Below are 20,582 nucleotides of genomic sequence, written 5' to 3'. Positions count from 1 at the left end.
CATGGAATTCTTCCGCATCCACCGCACCATTCCGTTCATGCGCCACGCCGTGGTGCTGAACGCCATCAGCCTGATCACCTTCCTGCTGGCGGTCTTTTTCATCGCCACGCGCGGCTTTCACCTGTCGATCGAGTTCACCGGCGGCACCGTCATGGAGGTCAGCTACGAGCAGACCGCGCAGCTGGACCAGGTCCGCAGCGCCGTGGCGGCGCTGGGCTACTCCGACTTCCAGGTGCAGAACTTCGGCACCTCGCGCGACGTGATGATCCGCCTGCCCCTGGCCGAGGGCCAGACCAGCGCCGGCCAGAGCGAGACCGTGCTGCAGGCGCTGCAGAAGGTCGATCCCTCGGTCGAGCTGCGCCGCGTCGAATTCGTGGGCCCGCAGGTGGGCCGCGAGCTGGTCGAGAACGGCCTGCTGGCGCTGCTGTTCGTGGTGATCGGCATCATGATCTACCTGGGCATCCGCTTCGAATGGAAGTTCGCCGTGGCCGGCGTGGTCGCCAACCTGCACGACGTGGTGATCATCCTGGGCTTCTTCTCGTTCTTCCAGTGGGAGTTCTCGCTGCCGGTGCTGGCCGGGGTGCTGGCCGTGCTGGGCTACTCGGTGAACGAATCGGTGGTCATCATGGACCGCATCCGCGAGAACTTCCGCAAGCACCGCAAGGCTTCGGTGCGCGAGATCATCGACGGCGCCATCACCCAGACCATCTCGCGCACCATCATCACCCACGGCTCGACCCAGATGATGGTGCTGGCCATGCTGATCTTCGGCGGCCCCTCGCTGCACTACTTCGCGCTGGCCCTGACCATCGGCATCTGGTTCGGCATCTACTCCTCGGTGTTCGTGGCCGCGGCCCTGGCGATGTGGCTGGGCGTCAAGCGCGAGGACCTGGTCAAGCCGGTCAAGAAGGAAGGCGAGCCCGAGGTCGAGACGCCGTAACCCCCCGAAGCGCTGCGCCTGCCCGCCTCGCGGCTGGCCGGCCGCCCGGATCCGCCAAGCCCCGTGCAGTCCCCGTGGACTGTACGGGGCCCGGGCTCATCCCCCGAAGGCGCGCCAGCGGACTGGCAAAGCCAGCTGCGCGGCGCCCCGGCGCGGTAAACTTCCCTTTTCCTCTTTCTCAGCGCCCGCGGGATAGACACCCGTCACGGCCGGTATCCATGCAAGAAACCATCCTCTCGCGCAACGGCGATACGCCGGCCGCGCCCGCCCCCGCTTCCCAACCCGACGGCCAGCGCGCCGGCGCCCCGCGCAAGCTCTACATCCGCACCTTCGGCTGCCAGATGAACGAGTACGACTCGGACAAGATGGCCGACGTGCTGCGCGGCGACCAGGGGCTGGAACTGACCGACACCCCGGAGCAAGCCGACGTCATCCTGTTCAACACCTGTTCGGTGCGCGAGAAGGCGCAGGAAAAGGTGTTCTCGGACCTGGGCCGGGTGCAGCACCTCAAGCAGCTCAAGCCCGACCTGGTGATCGGCGTGGGCGGCTGCGTGGCCAGCCAGGAGGGCGAGGCCATCGTCAAGCGCGCGCCCTATGTGGACGTGGTGTTCGGCCCGCAGACGCTGCACCGCCTGCCCGAGCTGATCCGCCGCCGCCGCGACCAGGGCCGCTCGCAGGTGGACATCAGCTTTCCCGAGATCGAGAAGTTCGACAAGCTGCCGCCCCCGCGCGTGGAAGGCGCCACCGCCTTCGTCTCCATCATGGAGGGCTGCAGCAAGTACTGCAGCTTCTGCGTGGTGCCCTACACGCGCGGCGCCGAGGTCTCGCGGCCCTTCGAGGACGTGCTCACCGAGGTCGCCGACCTGGCCGACCAGGGCGTCAAGGAAGTAACCCTGCTGGGCCAGAACGTCAATGCCTACCGGGGCGCCCTGGGCGAACAGGGCCAGACCGCCGACTTCGCCATGCTGCTCGAATACGTGCACGAGATCCCGGGCATCGAGCGCATCCGCTATACCACCTCGCACCCCAAGGAAATGACCCCGCGCCTGATCGAGGCGCACGGCAAGCTGCCCAAGCTGGTGCCCTTCCTGCACCTGCCGGTGCAATCGGGCAGCGACCGCGTGCTGGCGGCCATGAAGCGCGGCTACACCACGCTGGAGTTCAAGTCCATCGTGCGGCGCCTGCGCGCGGCGCGGCCGGGCCTGACCCTGTCCTCGGACTTCATCGTGGGCTTTCCCGGCGAGACCGAGGAAGACTTCGGCAAGACCATGAAGCTGATCGAGGACGTGGGCTTCGATACGGCGTTCTCCTTCATTTATTCGCGCCGCCCCGGCACGCCGGCCGCCGACCTGGCCGACGACACGCCGCAGGCGCTCAAGCTGCAGCGGCTGCAGCGCCTGCAGGCGCTGCTGGCCGAGCAGGCGGCGGCCATCAGCCAGTCCATGGTCGGCACGCGCCAGCGCCTGCTGGTCGAAGGCCCCTCGCGCCGCGATCCCTCCGAACTGATGGGCCGCACCGAGAACAACCGCATCGTCAATTTCCAGGGGCCGGCGCGCCTGATCGGCCAGATGGTCGAGGCGGAAATCACGCAGGCCTACACCAATTCGCTGCGCGCCCGCGTCGCCGACGTCGACACGCCCCGCGAGACGGCGGCCCGCTAGGCCGATCCAAAGGAGGCATACGCATGGCTACTTCCCGCAACCGGCAGCACCGGGCCCTGCCCGTGGTCGTCAACATCGAGGGCGACAACACCCACCTGGCCAACCTGTGCGGCCCGCTGGACGAAAATCTCAAGCAGCTGGCCGACGGCGTGGGCGTGCAGCTGGCGCGCCGCGGCAGCCGCATCACCCTGGAAGGCGAGAAGGCCGAGCTGGCGGCCGGCGCGCTGCGCCGCTTCGCCGCCCAGGCCGTACACAAGCCGCTGACGGTCGACGAGATCCAGCTGGGCCTGGTCGAGCTGGACCTGAGCCGCGCCAGCCAGGCCCACGCCTCGCCCGAACGGTTCGATCCGGCCGAGCTGCCGCCGCTGGACGACGAAAGCGGCGGCATCGCGCTGCGCACCCGCCGCAGCGACCTGCGCCCGCGCACGCCGCGCCAGCGCGACTACCTGAACAACATCCTCAAGCACGACATCACCTTCGGCGTGGGGCCGGCCGGCACCGGCAAGACCTGGCTGGCGGTGGCCTGCGCCATCGACGCGCTCGAGCGCGACAGCGTGCAGCGCCTGATCCTGACCCGGCCGGCGGTCGAGGCCGGCGAGCGGCTGGGCTTTCTGCCCGGCGACCTGGCGCAGAAGGTGGACCCCTACCTGCGCCCGCTGTACGACGCCCTCTACGACCTGATGGGCTTTGACAAGGTGCAGCGCCTGTTCGAGAAGCAGACCATCGAGATCGCGCCGCTGGCCTACATGCGCGGGCGCACGCTGAACCATGCCTTCGTCATCCTGGACGAGGCCCAGAACACCACGCCCGAGCAGATGAAGATGTTCCTGACGCGCATCGGCTTCGGCAGCAAGGCGGTGATCACCGGCGACCCGTCGCAGGTCGACCTGCCCCGCGGCGCGCAAAGCGGCCTGGCTCACGCGGTGCAGGTGCTCGAATCGGTACAGGGCATCGCCTCGACCCGCTTCACCAGCCGGGACGTGGTGCGCCACCCGCTGGTCGCGCGCATCGTCGACGCCTATGAGCAGGCCGGCGGCAATGCCTGAGCTGTCCCTCTCGGTGCAGTACGCGGTGCGGGAAGACCGGCTGCCGCGCTGGCGCCTGCGCCGCTGGGTCCAGCGCGGCCTGGCCGGCGCCGCGCAAGAGCAGGCCAGCCCGCCCGCGCGGGTGCGCCTGGGCCTGCGCCTGGTCGGCCAGGCCGAGGGCCGGCGCCTGAACCGCGAGTTCCGCGGCCGCGACTACGCCACCAACGTGCTGACCTTCGAATACGGGGCCGATCCGCAAGGCACGCTGCACGGCGACCTGGTGCTGTGCGTGCCGGTGCTGGTGCGCGAGGCCCGCGAGCAGGGCAAGCCGCTGCTGGCGCACGCCGCCCACCTGACCGTGCACGGCACCCTGCACGCGCTGGGCTACGACCACCAGCGCGCCCGCGACGCCCGGCGCATGGAGACCCTGGAAACCCGCATCCTGGCCGGCATGGGCCTGCCCGACCCCTACCGGGAACAGCCCTAGCCGCCCGCTTTTACCCCGCTTTTTCGGGGTTTTCCCTCAAACTGCGCCACAAGTGCCACAAAACAGGCGGCCAGGATCGGTTATGCTGAAAGCCTCGTTTTTCTTGTCCCCGGACAATGTCTGATCCTTATCCTGCTGCCGAGGCAGAGGCAAGCCGCCCTGCCAAATCCTCTTCCAACAAATCCTTGATGGACCGGCTGCTGAGCCTGGTCCGGCGCGAACCGCAAGACCGCGACAGCATCAAGGCCGTCCTGGAGGCCGCCCACGAGCGCTCCCTGCTGGACGACGAAGCCTACGTCATGATCAAGGGCGCGCTGGCCGTCTCCGAAGGCACGGCCGGCGACCTGATGGTGCCGCGCTCGCGCATGGACATGCTGGACATCGGCCAGCCGCTGCCCTACCTGCTCTCGCAGGTGATCGACACCGCCCATTCGCGCTTTCCCGTCTACGAGGGCGACCGCGAGAACATCATCGGCATCCTGCTGGCCAAGGACCTGCTGCGCTGCATGCTGGAACCCGGCCTGGACCTGCGCTCGCTGGTGCGCCCGGCCGTGTTCATCCCCGAGTCCAAGCGCCTGAACGTGCTGCTGCGCGACTTTCGCGTCAACCGCAACCACCTGGCCATCGTCATCGACGAGCACGGCGGCATCTCGGGCCTGGTCACCATGGAAGACGTGCTCGAGCAGATCGTGGGCGACATCGAGGACGAGTTCGACGAGGACGAAGAGCAGACCATCTTCGCCGAAAGCGACCAGTCCTGGCGCGTGATGGCCACCACCGACATCGACGACTTCAACGAGGCCCTGGGCGCGGCCCTGCCCGAGGACGACTACGACACGGTAGGCGGCTGGCTGGCGGCCGAGCTGGGCCGCATCCCCCGCCGCGGCGACACGGTCGAGCGCGACAACCTCGCCATCGAAGTGGTGCGCGCCGACGCGCGCCGCGCCCTGTGGCTGCGCGTGCGGCGCGTGGCCCCGCGCACCGGCGACACCGGCGAACAGGCCTGAGCATGCCGCGCCTGCGCCCGCCCGGCCCGCGCGCGGCGGGTCTTGCCGCGGCCGGGGCGGCCTACGCCCTGGTCTTCGCCCCCGATCCCCTGCCCGCCTGGGCGCTGGCGCCGGTGCACTTGCTGGCGCTGGCGGTGCTGGCGCGCCTGAGCCTGGACGCGCGGTCGGTGCGGCAGGCCGCGGCCGGGGGCTGGCTGTTCGGCTGGATCGCCTGCGTCATCGGCGTGTACTGGCTGTACATCAGCATGCACACCTACGGCTTCATGCCGGCGCCGCTGGCGGCCGCCGGCGTGCTGGCGCTGGCCGCCTACCTGGCGCTGTATTTCGCGCTGGCGGCGGGGCTGGCCCGGTGGGTGGCGCACCGCCGGGGCGCGCTGCCCGCGGCGCTGGCCTGGGCCGGCGCCTGGACGCTGGCCGAATGGCTGCGCGGCGTCGTCTTTACCGGCTTTCCGTGGCTCAACGCCGGCTACGCCCACCTGGACAGCCCGCTGGCCGGCTGGGCGCCGCTGGGCGGCGTCTATGCGGTGGCCTTCGTGTCGGCCTTCTGCGCCGCCGCCATCGCCTTCCTGTGGCGCGAGAATCCGCGCCGGGCCGAGCCCCGCCAATCCATTCCCGCCGCGTTGGCGATCGTGCTGGCGCTGGCCGGCTGGGCGCTGGCGCAATGGCAGTGGTGGACGCCGCACGGCGAGCCGCTGCAGGTGCGCCTGGTGCAAGGCGCGGTCGACCAGAACGATAAATTTAATCCCGAACTGCTGCAGGCCGGCCTGCATCGCCATCTCGAACTGGCGGGCACGCCCACCGGGCCGGACGCGCCCGCGCCCGAACTGATCGTATTGCCCGAAACCATTATGCCGGTGTTCCAGGACCGGCTGCCGCCGGCGCTGTGGCAAGCCTGGCGCGACCTGGCCGGGCGCCAGGGCAGCACCATCCTGCTGGGCGCGCCGCTGCGCGACCGCGAGCAGGGTCGCGTCACCAACAGCGTGGTGCCCATCACCGCGCAGACCGACTTGCAGGCGCTGATGGCCGGGCGGCCGGCGCACCGCTATGACAAGCGCCACCTGGTGCCCTTTGGCGAATTCATCCCCTGGGGCTTTCGCTGGTTCGTGCAGGCCATGTCCATCCCGCTGGGCGACTTCGACCGCGGCCCCGCGCGCCAGACGCCCTTCACGCTGGGCGGGCGGCAGATCGCGCCCAACATCTGCTTCGAGGACGTTTTCGGCGAAGAACTGCGCCCGGCGCTGTTCCCCGGCAAGGACGGCTCGCCCGGCGCGAACATCCTGGTCAATTTCAGCAACCTGGGCTGGTTCGGCGACTCGTGGGCGCTGCGCCAGCACCTGCAGATCTCGCGCATGCGCGCCATCGAGCTGGCCCGCCCCATGCTGCGGGCCACCAATACCGGCGCGACCGCGGCCATCGACGCCGACGGGCAAGTGCTGGCCCAGCTGCCGCCCATGCGGCCCGGCGTCCTGGGCCTGGCGATACAGGGCACCGAAGGCCTGACGCCCTATGCCCGCGCCGGCAACGCCCCCATCCTGCTGCTGGCCGCGCTCTTGCTGGCCGCGCTGGCGCTGCGGCGGCCGCGGGCCTGAAGCGGCGCAGGCATGAGCCCGTCCAACCGTCCGCAAGCCTGCGCCGCATGACTGCCTACCGCCTGGAACTGGCCGGGACGCTGGACCAGGTGCGGCCCGAGGAATGGGACGCACTGGCCGCCCCGGCGGGCTGCCTGCTCAGCCACGCCTTTCTGCACGGCCTGGAGGCCACCGGCTGCGTGGGCGAGGAACAAGGCTGGATCCCGCGCCACGCACTGCTGCGCGAGGCGGCCAGCGGCGCGCTGGCCGGCGCCGCGCCGCTATACCTGAAGACCCATTCCTACGGCGAATACGTGTTCGACTGGGCCTGGGCCGACGCCTATGCGCGCCACGGCCTGCGCTATTACCCCAAATGGCTGTGCGCGGTGCCCTTCACGCCGGTGGGCGGCATGCGCCTGCTGGCGCGCGAGGACGCCGCGCGCCAGCACCTGGCCCAGGCGCTGGCGCAGCTTGCCGGCGACAGCGGCGCCTCTTCGATGCACGTGCTGTTTCCCACCGAGGCCGAGGCCCGCTGCCTGCGGCGGGCCGGCTTCATGGTGCGCGCGGGCACGCAATTCCATTGGCGCAACGCGGGCTGGCGCGACTTCGACGAATTCCTGGACAGCCTGTCGCAGCCCAAGCGCAAGAAGATCCGCGCCGAGCGCCGCAAGGTCGAGCAGGCCGGGGTACGCGTACGCGTGCTGCAAGGCGCCGACATCGGCGAGCAGGACTGGCGCTTTTTCTATCGCTGCTATGCCAACACCTATCTGCAGCGCGCGCAGGAGCCCTACCTGCGCCCGGCCTTCTTCCTGCACCTGGGACAGCAGCTGCCGGCGCACTGCGTCATGGCCCAGGCCCTGCTCGATGGCCAGCCCGTCGCCGCCAGCCTGCTGCTGCGCGATGCGCCCGGCGGCGAACCGCGCCTGTACGGACGCTATTGGGGCGCGCTGGCCGAGATATCCTGCCTGCACTTCGAACTGTGCTACTACACCCCGATCGAGTGGGCCATCGGCCAGGGCATCCGCGTATTCGAGGGCGGGGCGCAAGGCGAGCACAAGCTGGCGCGCGGCCTGATGCCCGTGGCCACCCGCTCGGCGCACTGGCTCGCCCACCCGGCCTTTGCTCAGGCGGTGGAGGATTTCCTGCGCCGCGAGGCGGCCGGCCTGGATGCCTATATGGACGAACTGAACGAGCACACGCCCTACCGGCGTTGAGCGCCTAGTGGCGCCGTCCGCGAAAAATTTTCGATTTTTTTATGTCCGATGCGCAGGGGGACTTGCACACGGAAAAAAACTTGTGCATAATCTCGTTTCTTCGCTGCTGACACAGCAGTTTTCAAGCAGGACAGTGCAAGAAAACTGTAGTGACGGCAACCAGATCGGGGGTATAGCTCAGCTGGGAGAGCGCTTGCATGGCATGCAAGAGGTCAGCGGTTCGATCCCGCTTACCTCCACCACTGAAAGCGAAGAAGGCAGTAAATCAGTAAAATGCAGTCAGTAAAATGCAGCACGGTCCTGTCCCCTTCGTCTAGAGGCCTAGGACATCACCCTTTCACGGTGAGTACAGGGGTTCGAATCCCCTAGGGGACGCCAGCTTATTTCCTAAGCTGCTGCGTAGTCAGTATACCGCTGCGGAGCGGTAGTTCAGTTGGTTAGAATACCGGCCTGTCACGCCGGGGGTCGCGGGTTCGAGCCCCGTCCGCTCCGCCAAAGATACCTAGGGCTTGCGTGAGAAATCCGCAGGCCCTTTTGCTTTGGCACCGCCAGGCGCACAACCCGCGCATCACCCTTCGACGGCCAGGCGATACGCTTTTTGCGCCGGCCCCGGGCGCGGACAGCGTCCAGGGCCGGCATCGCGCGCATCACAGCGGCGTCTTGCACTCCAGGTCTTGATAGACCTGCTCGCTGACCTTCACCCACCCCTTGCCCGGCGATTCGGGCTCGCACACGGTCTGGCCGGTGCTCGGGTTCTTCCACAGGTAGTACATGCTGGGCTGGGCCAGCACGCCGGCCGAGAACGCCAGGCCGGCGGCAAGCAGCAAAGTCTTGAGTTTCATGATGGCTCCTTAGCGTCGAGGTTTACTTGGCCGGTCCGCCAGTGACCAGGCTCTCGCCGACGACGATCGCCAGCTTCTTCGATTGTTCCACAATGGCCGTGCGGTAGGCTTCGAAACGCGCATCGGTGTACGAGTTGTCGTCGCGCGGATAGCCGCCGGCGGCTGCCGTGCCGTTGTAGAAGTTGTTCATCACCGGGATGTGGATGTGGCCGGCCGGGATGTTCAGCCCCATCACGTCGCGCAGCAGCGTGTTGCGGTAGGCGCTCTCGTTGGAAAGATAGTCGCCGCCGCCGCCACGTCGCGAGCACCAGGACGGATCGGGCGTCTGCACCTGCGATGGATCGGGCATGGCGTTCCTGACGCCGTGCCAGGGCACGTTGACCGTCGTGGTGCTGGAGCAGTCGGGGAAATAGTCGTAGTTGGTATGCCAGGTCACGTCAAAGCCGTCGGTGCCGTCGCTGGTGGCGCCGGGCGGGCGCAGCACGCCTTGCTGGGTGTTGGCCGCCAGCATCTGCTCGACGGGCAGCGAGGCCACCGTGAACTGGGGCGGATGGTCCTTCTTCCACGCCGAGATCGTATCCGAGCCGTACCAGCGCTCCTGCACGACCGTATTGCAGCCCGAACCGGGCAGCGTGATCGGATCGGCGCCTTCGGTGGTGAGCGTGCCCAAGGGCAGCACCACCGCCGGCAGCCTCAGGCTGCCCGGGCAATAGACGATGCCGTCGTTGCCGGCCGAGGAGCCGTGAAAGCGCGCGTTGAACTCTTCCAGCCAGAAGATGTTGCTGCCGCCCTGGCTGTAGGTCAGCGAGGCATGGACCTGCTTGGGACCGGGCTGGAACCAGGGCCCGAGGGTGTCTTCCTGCATGCCGCGGTTGAAGGGATCGTAGCTGACGGGCAGCACGTAGGCTTCCACGCGCAGCACCGACCCGTCGGACAGCGTGTATTCGCGGCCGTCCATCTCCAGCGCCGTCGCGCCCGAGGGGTTGCCGTTGCGCAGGCCGGTATTGGGCACGCCAGGCGTGCCCAGCGTAAAGACGTCAAAGCCGCTGATGATCATGCGCCGATAGGGCTTGCCCGAAGGCGCGTCGCCCTCGGGCAGGTCGATGTCGTACTGGCCCCGCGAGGCCCGCTCGAACTCCCATTGCAGCTCGGACATCTGGTCGGCGCTCATGCCCCATTCGGGCACCCATTGGCGCAGCACCTTGGTCATCTGCACGCGGGTCCAGTACAGCATGCGGTCGTCGCTGCGCGGCAGCGTCTCGCCTTCGCGAGCCTCGCGCCGGCCTTGCACGCGATCGACCGCGGCGCGCCACAGGGCCTGGCCTTTTTCGCGCACCAGATCGACGGCTTCTTCCTGGCTGCGCACGACGGTGTGGCCCTCGTCATCGCACAGGGCGGCGGCGAATTCCGGTGCAAAATCCTGGAAACCCGCGGCCGTCACGATGCGCGTGGCCAGCGGGGTCTGGTCGCTGTTGATGACATTCGCACCCGAGAAGGGCAGCGGGGTGTCCAGGCGGCGCTCCTCGAACGCCAGCTGCACGTCGCGGTCCCAGCGGCACGAGACGGCCTCGGGCGCGGGCTCCGGCGGCGCGCCGGGATCCTTTTCGTCATCGTCATCGCTGCCGCCGCAGGCGTTCAATACCAGAACCGCCATCGCCGCCAACGCCCATTTGCCTGACTTGAGCTTTCTCACTTCGATCTCCCTGATTGAAAACACGGGTGCATCACCATGGCCCCCCGAATTCGCCGCCCTCGCCCGCCGCAGCCCTGGCGCTGCCCGCGGGGTCGGCCGGCCTCCCCTATCCCGGTGTCCCGGGCCTTGCGCCGGCGGTGGCGCCAACGCGGCCGTGCGGACATCCGGCGATACCTGCCGGTCCAGCCGATTCCGGACAAACGAACGCCCTTGCCCGGCGCGGCCTGCGCGCAGGGAGGAAGTCAAAATCACAGAAGAGGCCGGGCCGGACCGGCCGGAGGGACCGCGCGCGCGGCGCGAGGCGCCCGCCGGGCGCCGCACTCGCCTGCGCGCGGCCGCACCGGCCGCGCGCCCCTAGTCAGCCTGGACGGATCGCCTCACGCCCGGCGGCCGGACGCCGCCTGGACGCGGCATGGCTGGTCATGCTACGCATCGCTTTCCCCTCAAATGTTGAACAACTATTCTTCTTGATCGGACAAAATGCCTAGGATTGACACATTGAAGGCTAGAGTATTGCAGCAATGTGGGAAGCGCATTAGGAAAAACCCGTATAGGCCCGCCCACCTCCGGCGCGAACATGCGCCCCGGGCAAGCAACCATGCCGCCAGTAGGGCGGCAGCGCACCTTGCAAGCAAAGGTTTCGCCTTGTAGCAAGGCATTCTGCGCGCACGCCTGCAGGAAGGCGGACAGGCCGGCAAGCCGGCACCTTGGCCCGTTTCCGGCCTGCTGCTGGCCCACTTCCGGCCTGCATTATTGTTGAACAATAATTCTCTATCACCATGCCAGACTATGCTTAAAAAGCAGCAATATCGGGCAAGAGCCGGCATTTTTACGCGCTCGCAGGGCGCGCATTGTCCGTCCGCGCCCTTCGTTCGTGCTACAAAGCACCTCGAGCGGCCAAGCCGCGCCCGTCCCGCCCGCCTTTGCATGGAAACCCGATGTCCGCCACACAAGAACCGTCCAGCAGCACGCTGACGCTGATCCAGAAGGTCACCGAGCAGATCCGCGCGCAACTGGTCAACGGCGAGCTGCGTCCCAACCAGCGCCTGCCGGAAGCCGCCCTCAGCGAAAAACTGGGCATTTCGCGCAACACGCTGCGCGAGTCGTTCCGCCTGCTGACCAAGGAAGGGCTGCTGCGCCACGAATCGAACCGCGGGGTGTTCGTCGCCACGCCCAGCATCGCCGCCATCATCGACATCTATCGGGTGCGCCGCGTGGTCGAATGCCGCGCGCTGAGCCAGGCCTATCCGCGCCATCCTGCCGGCAAGCGCATGCGCCAGGCCATCCAGAAAGCCTACGCGGCCCAGGAAACCGCCGACTGGCGCACGGTGGCCACCGCCAACATGGAGTTCCACGCCGCCATCATCGCGCTGGCCGACAGCGAGCGCCTGAGTACCTTCTACGACCAGATCGCGGCCGAACTGCGGCTGGCCTTCGGGCTGGTGGACGATCCCGAGTACCTGCACGCGCCGTTCATCGACATGAACAACCAGTTGATCGAACTGCTGGAATCAGGCCGGCCCGACACCGCCGCCCAGGAGCTGGAGCAATACCTGACGCGCTCGGAAAGAATGGTGCTGGCGGTATACGCCAAGTACGTGGAATAAGGCTTGGCCGGGCCGGGCCGGCGGCCGCTACGCGCCGCCGCCGTTGGCCCGGCGCCGCTTCCACAAGGTGGTGCGCGAGATGCCCAGCCGCTTGGCGGCCTCGCCCAGCCGGCCGCCGGACTCGGCGATCACGCGCTCGATCTCCTCGCGCTCGGCCTCGGCGCGCACGCGCGCCAGCGAAGGCTCGCCGGCGTCGCGCCCCTTGTGCTCGGGAAACAGGTCGGCCGGCCCCAGCGTGGAAGATTCGGCCAGCGCGCAGGCCTGGGCGATACGGTTGCCCAGCTCGCGCACGTTGCCCGGCCAGGCGTGCGTGACCAGGGCGCTGCGGGCCGCCGGCGACAGCGTGAATGGCGCCAGGGGACTGGCGCCGCCATAGGACTCGAGCAGGCGCTCGGCCAGCGGCAGGATCTCGGGCACGCGCCGGCGCAGCGGCGGGATGGTCAGCTGCGCGCCCTGCAGGCGGTAATACAGGTCCTGGCGCAGGCGGCCGGCAGCCAGCGCTTCCTGCACGTCGGCATTGGTGGCCGCCACGATGCGGCCTTCGAAGCGGATGGGCTCGTCCCCGCCCAGCCGCCTGAAATGGCCGTCCTGCAGCACCCGCACCAGCGCCGCCTGCATCTTGGGATGCATTTCGCACACCTCGTCCAGGAACAGCGTGCCGCCGCCCACGTCCTCCAGCACGCCGGCCTTGCGCGAGACGGCATTGGGAAAGGCCCCGGCCTCGTGGCCGAAATACTTGCTCTCGAGCGCCACGTCGGAAATGTCGGCGCAACTGACGGGAATGAAGGGCGCGGCCGCGCGGTCGGAAGCCTCGTGGACGAGCCGGGCGGCCATTTCCTTGCCTGTGCCGGTCTCGCCCATCAGCAGGATGGGAAAGTTTTCCCGGGCCAGGCGCTTGAGCTGGCCCATCAGCGCCGCCATCTCGGCCGAATCATGATGGAAGCTGCGAAAGGCGGTGCGGACCCCCTTGGGCAGGTGGGCGCGCGAGAGCGTGGCCTTGATGCGCCGCACCAGGTCATTGATGTCGTAAGGCTTGATGAGATAGTCGCTGGCGCCGGCCTTGACCAGGGCCACCGCCTGCGCGACCTCGGCATAGGCGGTGGCGAACATGACCTCGGTGTCGGCAAGCAGGCGCGCGGCCTGGCGAAAGACATCCTCGCCGGTGCCGTCGGGCAGGCGGATGTCCGAGAGCATCAGGGCCGGGTCGTGGCGCTGCAGCGCCTCGATCGCCTGCGCCGCGCTTTGCACCCACAGCACGGACAAGCCCTCCAGGCGCAGGCGCTGGGCCACGGCGCCGCCCAGCACGCCATCGTCTTCCACCAGCAGCACATCGAGTGCCTGACGCTTCATGGTTTGACGTCCTCTTCGGGGATCTCGAAAGTCAATCGGATTTCGGCGCCAGCGCCCGGACGGTCCTGCACCGCGATGCGGCCGCGCATCTCCATGGCCAGCCTGCGTATCGTGGCGATGCCCAGCGAGGCCTCGGCCGGCTCGGCCTGTCCGGCCAGCAGGAACTCGCGCATGGGGCCGGGCAGGCCGGGCCCCTGGTCCGAGACGCTCAGGCAAAAGACGCCCTGCGCGCAACTGGCCTCGTAGCGCACGGTGCCCTGCGGCGGCGAGGTCTGGATGGCATTGAGCAGCAGGTTCAGGGCGATCTGCCGCATCTTGAAAGCATCCAGGCCGACGGCCGCCGGCAGCCGCAGCGAGGTCTGGAGCGCCACGTCCCTGCGCCGGGCATGCGGCTCGACCAGCAGGGCCACGTCCTCGAGGTCGCGCAGCGTCAGCGCCGGGCCGCGCGCGCTGGGACGGTAGATGTCCAGCGTCGCCTGGGCCACGCCCTGCAGCGATTGTATGCCGCGATCGACGAAGTCCAGGGCCTCGTTGCGGCTGGCCGCGTCGTCGCCATACATGCGCACGGTCTGCAGGGCCGTCATGATGCCGGTCAGCGGATTGCGGATCTCGTGCGCCAGGGTCGCGGCGATGCGGCCCAGCAGCGCCTGGCGATCCTGGCGCGCCAGGCGTTCCGTGATCAGCTCGCGGTCCTGCACGGCCTGCACCAATTCGTTGTAGGCGTGCATGAGAGTCTGGGCCTGGCCGTCCTGCCCGGAGATTTCCGCCTCGGGGATCTTCTCGGCCCCGAAGGCCGCGGCCCGGTGCAGCTGCACGCTCAGCACGCCGAGCGGATGCTGGATGCGGCGGATGACCAGGTAGCCGCCCAGGGCGGCCAGCAGGCTCAGCGCCAGCCCGACCAGCACCAGGCGCCAGCGCAGCGCGGAACGCTCGCGGGCAAAATCGGAGATGTCCAGGTTGGCGGCCACGATGCCGCTGCCATCGAGTTCGCGCCAGACCCACAGGCTGCGCGAGGCCGCGTCGTAGGCATAGCCCTTGGGCAGCTCGTAGACCTGCGGCGGGGGCGCGCTGGTCTGGCCCAGGTTGGGGCCGGCGCGGTGGGCCAGCACGCCGTCCTGGCGGTCGATGACCGCCAGCTGGCGGTCGACCACGCCCAGGTATACGCTGAGCGAGCGCTCGAGCGCCCGGTCGATGGCCGGGATGTCGCGCTCGCGGTAGGCGACGGCCACCGCGGCCGACAGGCCGTCCAGGTAGACCTGCCCTACCCGCTCGGTCTGGCGCTCATATTGCGAGGTCAGGCTGAATATGGAGATCTGCATGACCGCCATGGCGATCAGGAAGATCAGGACCGCCGAAAGCAATGGCACGCGTACCAGCAAGGGAAGGCGGAAATACCATGCGAACATTGCTCTCCCGGTACCGACAGGCACGGCAGTACGATCAGACTTCAGGCAAGGCGGACACGGGCGGCGCTAGCGTGCCCGGGACGGCGCCTGCGCCCGGGCAATGATAGCAGCGTCCTCGTCCCGCCCCGGCTCGCTCATGTGGCGCTCGACGAACTCGCCCGGCGCCAGCACTTCCTGCAGGGCATTGTGGGTGGTGCCGCGCCACAGGTTCGCGCCGCCGATGAACCCGGCCTTGCCCAGCAGGTGGCCGGCCATGGGCGTGGTCAGCAGCAGAAAAAAGATCGCCAGGCCGATCTTGATCCAGGTGCCCCAGCTCGGCTCGAAAAAGCCCACGCCCAGCAGGATCAGGCCCGAACCGAACACGCCAGCCTTGGTGGCCGCATGCATGCGCATGAAGAAGTCGGGCAGCCGCAGCACGCCCACGGCGGCGATCAGGGTGATGATCGAACCCGAGACCAGAAAGAAAGCAGCCAGCCACATCAGCATCGCCGTCACTCCTTGTCGCTTTGCGTGCCGCGCTCGATGAAGGCGGCAAACGCCACGGTGGCCAGAAAGCCGATCAGCGCCACGCCCAGCACCACGTCGACGAAGGCGATCGAGCCGGTGGAGACGGCCGCCAGGGCGGCCGCGCCCACGCCGAGCAGGCACAGCATGTCCAGCGCGACCACGCGGTCGGCCGCGTGCGGCCCGCGCACGATGCGGATGCCCACCACCAGCATGGCGATGAACAGCATCAGCTTGCTGAACTCGATGGCATAGGGCATTACGGTTTCTATGGTCATGGCAGCACCTTCAGGATCTTCTGCTCGAAGCCCTGCTTGATATCGTCCACCACGCCCTCGGAATAGTTCATCACGTGGGCGTAGAGGAATTTGCGGTCATCCGAGACATACAGCGTCGTGGTGCCGGGGGTCAGGGTCACCATGTTGGCCAGCAGCGTGACGCCCAGCTCGCTCTTGACGTCCAGCGGCACCGCCACGATGGCGCTGGCCGTCACGCGGCGCGGATTGATGATGTTGAGCACGACGTCGTGCACGGACTTGACCAGCTCCTTGCCGAACAGCAGGGCCAGCGATATCCAGTCGATCAACCATTTAATCCGGCGCATGGTCGTTCCCCAATACGGCGTTCACGTAGCCGCTGCTGTCGGACAGCTGGCCGGCGGCTTGCATGGAAAAGTCGGCGAAGGGCTCGGGATTCAGGCCGATGGCCAGCGTGATCAGCGACAGCGCCACGATGGGCAGGTAGTGGCTCCAGCCGGTGGGCTGGGGCGGCACGGCCCGCTGCCCGCCTTCGGGATGGTCCTTCCAGAAGGCCTCGTTCCAGATCTTGAGCATGGAATAGAGCGTGAGCACACCCACCAGCAGCGCCGTGGCGGCCAGGTAGACGTGGCCGGCGTCCAGGCCGGGCTTGATGACCAGGAACTTGGCCCAGAAGCCCGAGAGCGGCGGCAGGCCGGCCAGCGACAGCGCCGGCACGCAGAACAGGATGGCCAGCAGCGGCGCGCTGCGGTGCAGGCCGCCCACCCGCTTGAGATCGTAGGAGCCGGCGCGGCGCTTGATGATGCCGCCGATCAGGAAGAGATTGGCCTTCACGATGATGTGGTGGACGATGTAGAACACCGCCCCGGCCAGCGCCAGCGGCGTGGCGATGGCCACGCCGGCCAGCATGTAGCCGATCTGGCTGATGATGTGGAAGGACAGGATCTTGCGCACGTCGAAATGCGAGGCCGCGCCCAGCACGCCGGTGATCATGGTCAGGCCGGCCACCAGCGCGATCACCCAGCCCAGCGCCCCGTCCATCGGGAAGATCAGGGTGAAGCTGCGCACGATGGCATAGACGCCCACCTTGGTCAGCAGCGCCGCGAAGATCGCCAGCACCGGCGTGCTGGCCGTGTGGTAGGAGGCCGGCAGCCAGAAGAACAGCGGGAACAGCGCCGCCTTGGAGCCGAAGGCCAGGAAGAACATCAGCGCCAGCGTGCTGACCAGGCCGGTGTTCTCGATGAGCGGCACCTTCTGCGCGAGGTCGGCCATGTTCAGGGTGCCGGTCGCGCCGTAGAGCAGCGCCACCGAGACCAGGAAAATGGTGGTCATCACCAGGTTGAGCGTGACGTACTTGACGCCCGCGTCCAGCTGCTCGCGCGTGCCGCCCAGCACCAGCAGCCCGAACGAGGAGATCAGCATGACCTCGAACCACACGTACAGGTTGAACAGGTCGCCGGTCAGGAAGGCGCCGGCCACGCCCAGCAGCAGGCCGTGATAGAGCGGGTGGAACATGGCCTGGCCGCTGGTCTCGCCGTCCTTGAGCTGGTAGACCGACACGACCACCGCCAGGATGGCCGTGATCAGCACCATGGCCGCGGCCAGCCGGTCGGCCACGAAGCTGATGCCGAAGGGCGCGCGCCAGGATCCGAACTGGGTCGCCAGGATGGTGCCGTCGGCCGTGGCCGCCAGCAGCGCCAGCGCCGCGGCCAGCAGCACCAGGCTGCCGGCCAGGCTGGCGGCGCGCTGCAAGGCGGGCATGCGCCACAGCAGCGCGGTCAGGGCGACGAAGGCCAGCGGCACCGCGATGGGGGCCGTCAGCAGGAAATGTTGGGACATCAGCACGCACGCTCCTTGTTGCCGGCAGCGGGCTTGGGCAAGGGTTCGGCCTCGCGCATCTGCTCGGTGTCGATGACCTGCAGGCGCTTGTGCGCGCGCTGCAGCAGGACGACGGCAAAGGCGACCAGCGCGAAGGAAATCACGATGGCGGTCAGGATCAGGGCCTGGGGCAAGGGATTGGCGCTCAGGTCGACGGTCTGCTGCCCTTGCAGGATCAGCGGGGGCAGGTTCGAACCCAGCCGGCCGGCCACGAACAGCGTCAGGTTGGCGGCATTGCTCAGGAGCAGCAGGCCCAGCACCATGCGCAGCACGTTGCGCGACATCAGCAGATAAGCGGCGGTCCCGGCCATCACGCCGATGGCGGGAATGTAGAGGGCTTCCATCTATCGCTCCAGGAAAAAGCCGACGAAGGTGATGATGGCCCCGAGCACGGTCAGGTACACGCCGATGTCGAACAGCAACGCCGTGCCCACGGCCACGCCGCCCAGTTCGGTCCAGGCGTGCGTCATGAAGGCCGCGTTGCCCAGCAGGCCCGGCAGGCCCGAGAGCAGCGCCAGGGCCAGCCCGATGGCCAGCAGCTGCAGCGAATCGATGGGCATCACGCGCTTGAGCGCCGCGTAGCCGCGCGGCAGGGCGTAGCTGGCAAAGCCGGCTGCCGCCACCAGGCCGCCGACGAAACCGCCGCCCGGTTCGTTATGGCCGCGCCAGAGCAGGTAGAGCGACAGCAGCAGGGCAAAGGGCAGGACGAAACAGGAACCCACCCGGAAGATCACGGAATTCATGGCTTGCTCCCTTGGCCGGCGCGCGCTTGGCTGCCCGGCAGCTCCTCGCGCTTTTCCGCGCCGAAGAACACGGCCACGGCCGCCAGGGCCGCCAGGCCCAGCACGGCGATCTCGCCCAGCGTGTCGATGGCGCGGAAGTCGACGATGATGACGTTGACCAGGTTGCGTCCATGCGCTTCGGGGTAGCTGGCCATGCGGAAGTAATCGGACAGGGCCGGGTCGAAGGGCAGCGAGACGACGCTGGCCAGTACGACCGTGATCATCAGGCCGAAGGCCGCCGCCACGCCCGCGTCGCGCCAATGCTGCGACGAAGTGCGCGGGTCGGCCGCGCGGAAAGGCATGTGGCCGATCAGGGCCAGGAAGATGACGATGGCCAGCGCCTCGACGGAGAACTGGGTGAAGGCCAGGTCGGGCGCGCCGCCGAACAGGAACACCACCGCCAGCCCGAAGCCGACCATGCCGGCGGCGATGATGCCCTGCACGAAGCTGCGGGCGCGCAGCACGGCCAGCGAGGCGATGATCAGCAGCAGCGGCAGGACCAGCTCCATGCCCAGGCGGTCGGGCCCGGACAGCGAAATCGACAGCCCGCCGCGCGCCAGCAGCCAGCCCAGCACCGCGACCGACACGATGCCGATGCTCATGGCCATGTAGTGGCGCAGGCTGCCGGTCTGGATCATGCGCGTCTGCCACGTGGCCCCGCGCAGCACGCCGTCCAGCGCCTTGTCGTAGAGCGCGTCGGTGCCCCAGCGGTCGATGAAGGACAGCCGGCCCACGCCCTCGCGCAGCCGCTGCCAGCCCAGGTAGCCGGCCACGCCCAGCAGCAGCGTCACGCCGCTGAGCGCCAGCATGGGCGTCAGGCCATGCCACAGGCTCAGGCTGACGTCGACCGGCTGGCCGTGCACCGCGGCGGCGACCTCGGCCACCAGCGCCTGCAGGGCGCCGGGCACCAGCCCCAGCCCCAGGCCCAGGGCCGCCAGGATCATCGGCCCGATCCACATGGCCAGCGGCGGGTCGTGCGGCGCGGCGCCGGCGGCCTTCAGGGCCGTGTCGTCCTTGCCGAAGAAGCAGCGCAGGCTGATGAGCGCGCCGATGGTGACCATGCAGGCGTTGGCCAGCAGCGTCACGCCCATCGCCAGCCAGGGCAGCTCGGCCGTCAGCCCGGCCTCGTAGACCAGCTCCTTGCCGAGAAAGCCCAGCAACGGCGGGATGCCCGCCATGGACAACGCCGCCAGGCAGGCCACCACGGCAGTCTTGGGCATGTGGCGGGCCAGGCGCCCAAGGGTGGAGGCATCGCGCGTGCCGACCTCGTGGTCGATGATCCCCGCCACCATGAACAGGCTGGCCTTGTACAAGGCATGCACGAGCAGGAAGGTCGCCATGGCGATGGCGCCGATCTCCAGGCTGGTGCCCACCAGCACGACCAGCGTGCCCAGCGAGACGACGGTGGAATAGGCCAGCAGCCGCTTGAGGTCGGTCTGGCGCGCGGCCAGCACCGTGCCCACGAACATGGTCGCCAGGCCCACCGTGACCAGCAGGGGGGTCCACAGCGGGCTTTCGGACAGCGCCGGGTTCATCCGCGCCAGCAGGTACACGCCCAGCTTGACCATGGTAGCCGAGTGCAGGTAGGCCGACACGGGCGTGGGCGCGACCATGGCGTTGGGCAGCCACGCATGCAGCGGCGCCTGGGCGGACTTGCTGAAGGCCCCCAGCGCGATGAGCAGGACGATGGCGGTGCCCAGCGGCTGCGCGAACAGCTCGGCCGAGGGCGCGGCCAGGATCTCGGTGATGCGGTAGGTGCCCAGCGCCGAGCCCAGCAGGATGACGCCGGTCAGCAGCGCCAGGCCGCCGCCCACGGTGATCAGCAGGCCTTGCTGGGCCGAGCGGCGCGATTGGGCGCTGGACGGGTCGTAGCCGATCAGCATGAAGGAAGTCAGGCTGGTGAGCTCCCAGAACACGATCAGGCTTACCAGGTCGTCGGCCAGCACCGCGCCCAGCATGGCGGCCATGAACAACGTCAAGGTGGTGAAGAAACGCGGCGTCGTCCAGTCGCGCGACAGGTAGGCGGACGCGTAAAGGAAAATGAACGTACCGATGCCGGTGATCAGCAATGCGAACACCAGCGACAGCGCATCCAGCCGGAAGGCCATCGTGATGCCCAGCGCCGGGATCCAGCTGGCGGTGTCCAGGACCGCGCCGGCGTGCAGCACCGTGCCGGCCTGCAGCGCGAAGCCGCAGAACAGGCCGGCAGGCAGCAGCGCGGCCCAGGCAGGGCTGGCGGCGCGGCTGAGCAGGAAAACGATCGGGGAGGCGGCGAAGGCCGCGACGATCAGGGGAATAAGCGTCATCTAAAGGTCGGATGCAAGCACAATGCGCGAAGATGGGGCACAGTTCGATGGGCCC

The 20,582-nt window shown here is 68.6% G+C and carries 19 protein-coding genes and 3 tRNA genes; 11 read left to right on the top strand and 11 right to left on the bottom strand.

The window, feature by feature from the left end:
* Position 1 precedes the first annotated feature (1 nt).
* The 10 genes from secF (at position 2) to V8Z80_RS18160 (ending at position 8,397) form a co-directional block, all read left to right on the top strand.
* A complete protein-coding gene (gene secF / locus V8Z80_RS18205) occupies positions 2 to 940 on the top strand; it encodes a protein translocase subunit SecF (RefSeq protein WP_336063023.1) in 939 nt (312 codons plus the stop codon).
* Positions 941 to 1,158: 218 nt separating this feature from the next.
* On the top strand, positions 1,159 to 2,601 hold the full coding sequence (gene miaB / locus V8Z80_RS18200; protein ID WP_155192998.1) for a tRNA (N6-isopentenyl adenosine(37)-C2)-methylthiotransferase MiaB: 1,443 nt from the start codon (positions 1,159 to 1,161) through the stop codon (positions 2,599 to 2,601).
* Positions 2,602 to 2,624: 23 nt separating this feature from the next.
* Positions 2,625 to 3,647, top strand: a complete 1,023-nt coding sequence (locus V8Z80_RS18195) for a PhoH family protein (protein ID WP_336063022.1) — start codon at positions 2,625 to 2,627, stop codon at positions 3,645 to 3,647.
* Positions 3,640 to 4,113, top strand: a complete 474-nt coding sequence (gene ybeY / locus V8Z80_RS18190; RefSeq protein WP_336063021.1) for an rRNA maturation RNase YbeY — start codon at positions 3,640 to 3,642, stop codon at positions 4,111 to 4,113. Before V8Z80_RS18195 ends, ybeY begins: the two co-directional genes overlap by 8 nt.
* A gap of 116 nt (positions 4,114 to 4,229) precedes the next feature.
* Positions 4,230 to 5,120: an HlyC/CorC family transporter gene (locus tag V8Z80_RS18185; protein WP_336063020.1), complete on the top strand. Its 891-nt coding sequence runs from the start codon at positions 4,230 to 4,232 to the stop codon at positions 5,118 to 5,120.
* Positions 5,117 to 6,709: an apolipoprotein N-acyltransferase gene (gene lnt / locus V8Z80_RS18180; RefSeq protein ID WP_442951997.1), complete on the top strand. Its 1,593-nt coding sequence runs from the start codon at positions 5,117 to 5,119 to the stop codon at positions 6,707 to 6,709. Before V8Z80_RS18185 ends, lnt begins: the two co-directional genes overlap by 4 nt.
* A gap of 47 nt (positions 6,710 to 6,756) precedes the next feature.
* Positions 6,757 to 7,902 (top strand): GNAT family N-acetyltransferase, encoded by a 1,146-nt coding sequence (locus tag V8Z80_RS18175; RefSeq protein ID WP_336063018.1) that lies wholly within the window; start codon positions 6,757 to 6,759, stop codon positions 7,900 to 7,902.
* 166 nt (positions 7,903 to 8,068) lie between these two features.
* A tRNA-Ala gene (locus V8Z80_RS18170) sits at positions 8,069 to 8,144 on the top strand.
* 60 nt (positions 8,145 to 8,204) lie between these two features.
* Positions 8,205 to 8,280: transfer RNA gene (locus V8Z80_RS18165), tRNA-Glu, on the top strand.
* Positions 8,281 to 8,320: 40 nt separating this feature from the next.
* Positions 8,321 to 8,397 (top strand) — tRNA-Asp (locus tag V8Z80_RS18160).
* Positions 8,398 to 8,549: 152 nt separating this feature from the next.
* Here V8Z80_RS18160 and V8Z80_RS18155 read toward each other — a convergent pair.
* On the bottom strand, positions 8,550 to 8,744 hold the full coding sequence (locus V8Z80_RS18155) for a hypothetical protein (RefSeq protein ID WP_155192032.1): 195 nt from the start codon (positions 8,742 to 8,744) through the stop codon (positions 8,550 to 8,552).
* A 22-nt stretch (positions 8,745 to 8,766) separates the two neighbouring features.
* Positions 8,767 to 10,437 carry a hypothetical protein gene (locus tag V8Z80_RS18150; RefSeq protein ID WP_336063017.1) on the bottom strand — a complete coding sequence of 557 codons (1,671 nt, stop codon included), beginning with the start codon at positions 10,435 to 10,437 and terminating at the stop codon, positions 8,767 to 8,769.
* Positions 10,438 to 11,375: 938 nt separating this feature from the next.
* Here V8Z80_RS18150 and V8Z80_RS18145 point away from each other — a divergent pair.
* On the top strand, positions 11,376 to 12,044 hold the full coding sequence (locus V8Z80_RS18145) for a GntR family transcriptional regulator (protein ID WP_155192034.1): 669 nt from the start codon (positions 11,376 to 11,378) through the stop codon (positions 12,042 to 12,044).
* Positions 12,045 to 12,071: 27 nt separating this feature from the next.
* On the opposite strand, the gene V8Z80_RS18140 is transcribed toward V8Z80_RS18145, so the two are convergent.
* From V8Z80_RS18140 to mbhE, 9 genes are all read right to left on the bottom strand, one after another.
* A complete protein-coding gene (locus tag V8Z80_RS18140) occupies positions 12,072 to 13,394 on the bottom strand; it encodes a sigma-54-dependent transcriptional regulator (protein ID WP_336063016.1) in 1,323 nt (440 codons plus the stop codon).
* On the bottom strand, positions 13,391 to 14,800 hold the full coding sequence (locus tag V8Z80_RS18135; protein WP_155192037.1) for an ATP-binding protein: 1,410 nt from the start codon (positions 14,798 to 14,800) through the stop codon (positions 13,391 to 13,393). Before V8Z80_RS18135 ends, V8Z80_RS18140 begins: the two co-directional genes overlap by 4 nt.
* A gap of 66 nt (positions 14,801 to 14,866) precedes the next feature.
* Complete coding sequence (gene mnhG / locus V8Z80_RS18130) at positions 14,867 to 15,286, bottom strand: monovalent cation/H(+) antiporter subunit G (RefSeq protein WP_155192039.1); 420 nt, start codon at positions 15,284 to 15,286, stop codon at positions 14,867 to 14,869.
* Between the two features lie 5 nt (positions 15,287 to 15,291).
* Positions 15,292 to 15,582, bottom strand: coding sequence for a monovalent cation/H+ antiporter complex subunit F (locus V8Z80_RS18125; RefSeq protein WP_155192041.1), 291 nt, complete (start codon positions 15,580 to 15,582; stop codon positions 15,292 to 15,294).
* Entirely contained in the window at positions 15,579 to 15,908 is a 330-nt protein-coding gene (locus V8Z80_RS18120; protein ID WP_155192043.1) for a Na+/H+ antiporter subunit E, read from the bottom strand. The genes V8Z80_RS18125 and V8Z80_RS18120 overlap by 4 nt, the downstream gene beginning before the upstream one ends.
* Complete coding sequence (locus tag V8Z80_RS18115) at positions 15,895 to 17,400, bottom strand: Na+/H+ antiporter subunit D (RefSeq protein ID WP_336063015.1); 1,506 nt, start codon at positions 17,398 to 17,400, stop codon at positions 15,895 to 15,897. The genes V8Z80_RS18120 and V8Z80_RS18115 overlap by 14 nt, the downstream gene beginning before the upstream one ends.
* The gene (locus tag V8Z80_RS18110; protein ID WP_155192049.1) at positions 17,400 to 17,783 is read right to left on the bottom strand and encodes an NADH-quinone oxidoreductase subunit K; all 384 of its coding nucleotides are present in this window, start codon (positions 17,781 to 17,783) and stop codon (positions 17,400 to 17,402) included. The genes V8Z80_RS18115 and V8Z80_RS18110 overlap by 1 nt, the downstream gene beginning before the upstream one ends.
* The gene (locus V8Z80_RS18105) at positions 17,784 to 18,182 is read right to left on the bottom strand and encodes an MnhB domain-containing protein (RefSeq protein ID WP_155192051.1); all 399 of its coding nucleotides are present in this window, start codon (positions 18,180 to 18,182) and stop codon (positions 17,784 to 17,786) included.
* Complete coding sequence (mbhE, locus tag V8Z80_RS18100; protein ID WP_336063014.1) at positions 18,179 to 20,527, bottom strand: hydrogen gas-evolving membrane-bound hydrogenase subunit E; 2,349 nt, start codon at positions 20,525 to 20,527, stop codon at positions 18,179 to 18,181. Before mbhE ends, V8Z80_RS18105 begins: the two co-directional genes overlap by 4 nt.
* Positions 20,528 to 20,582 lie beyond the last annotated feature (55 nt).

Source organism: Orrella sp. JC864, from assembly GCF_037026685.1.
GTDB lineage: Bacteria > Pseudomonadota > Gammaproteobacteria > Burkholderiales > Burkholderiaceae_B > Orrella.
This window is presented reverse-complemented; position numbering and strand designations above follow the sequence as displayed.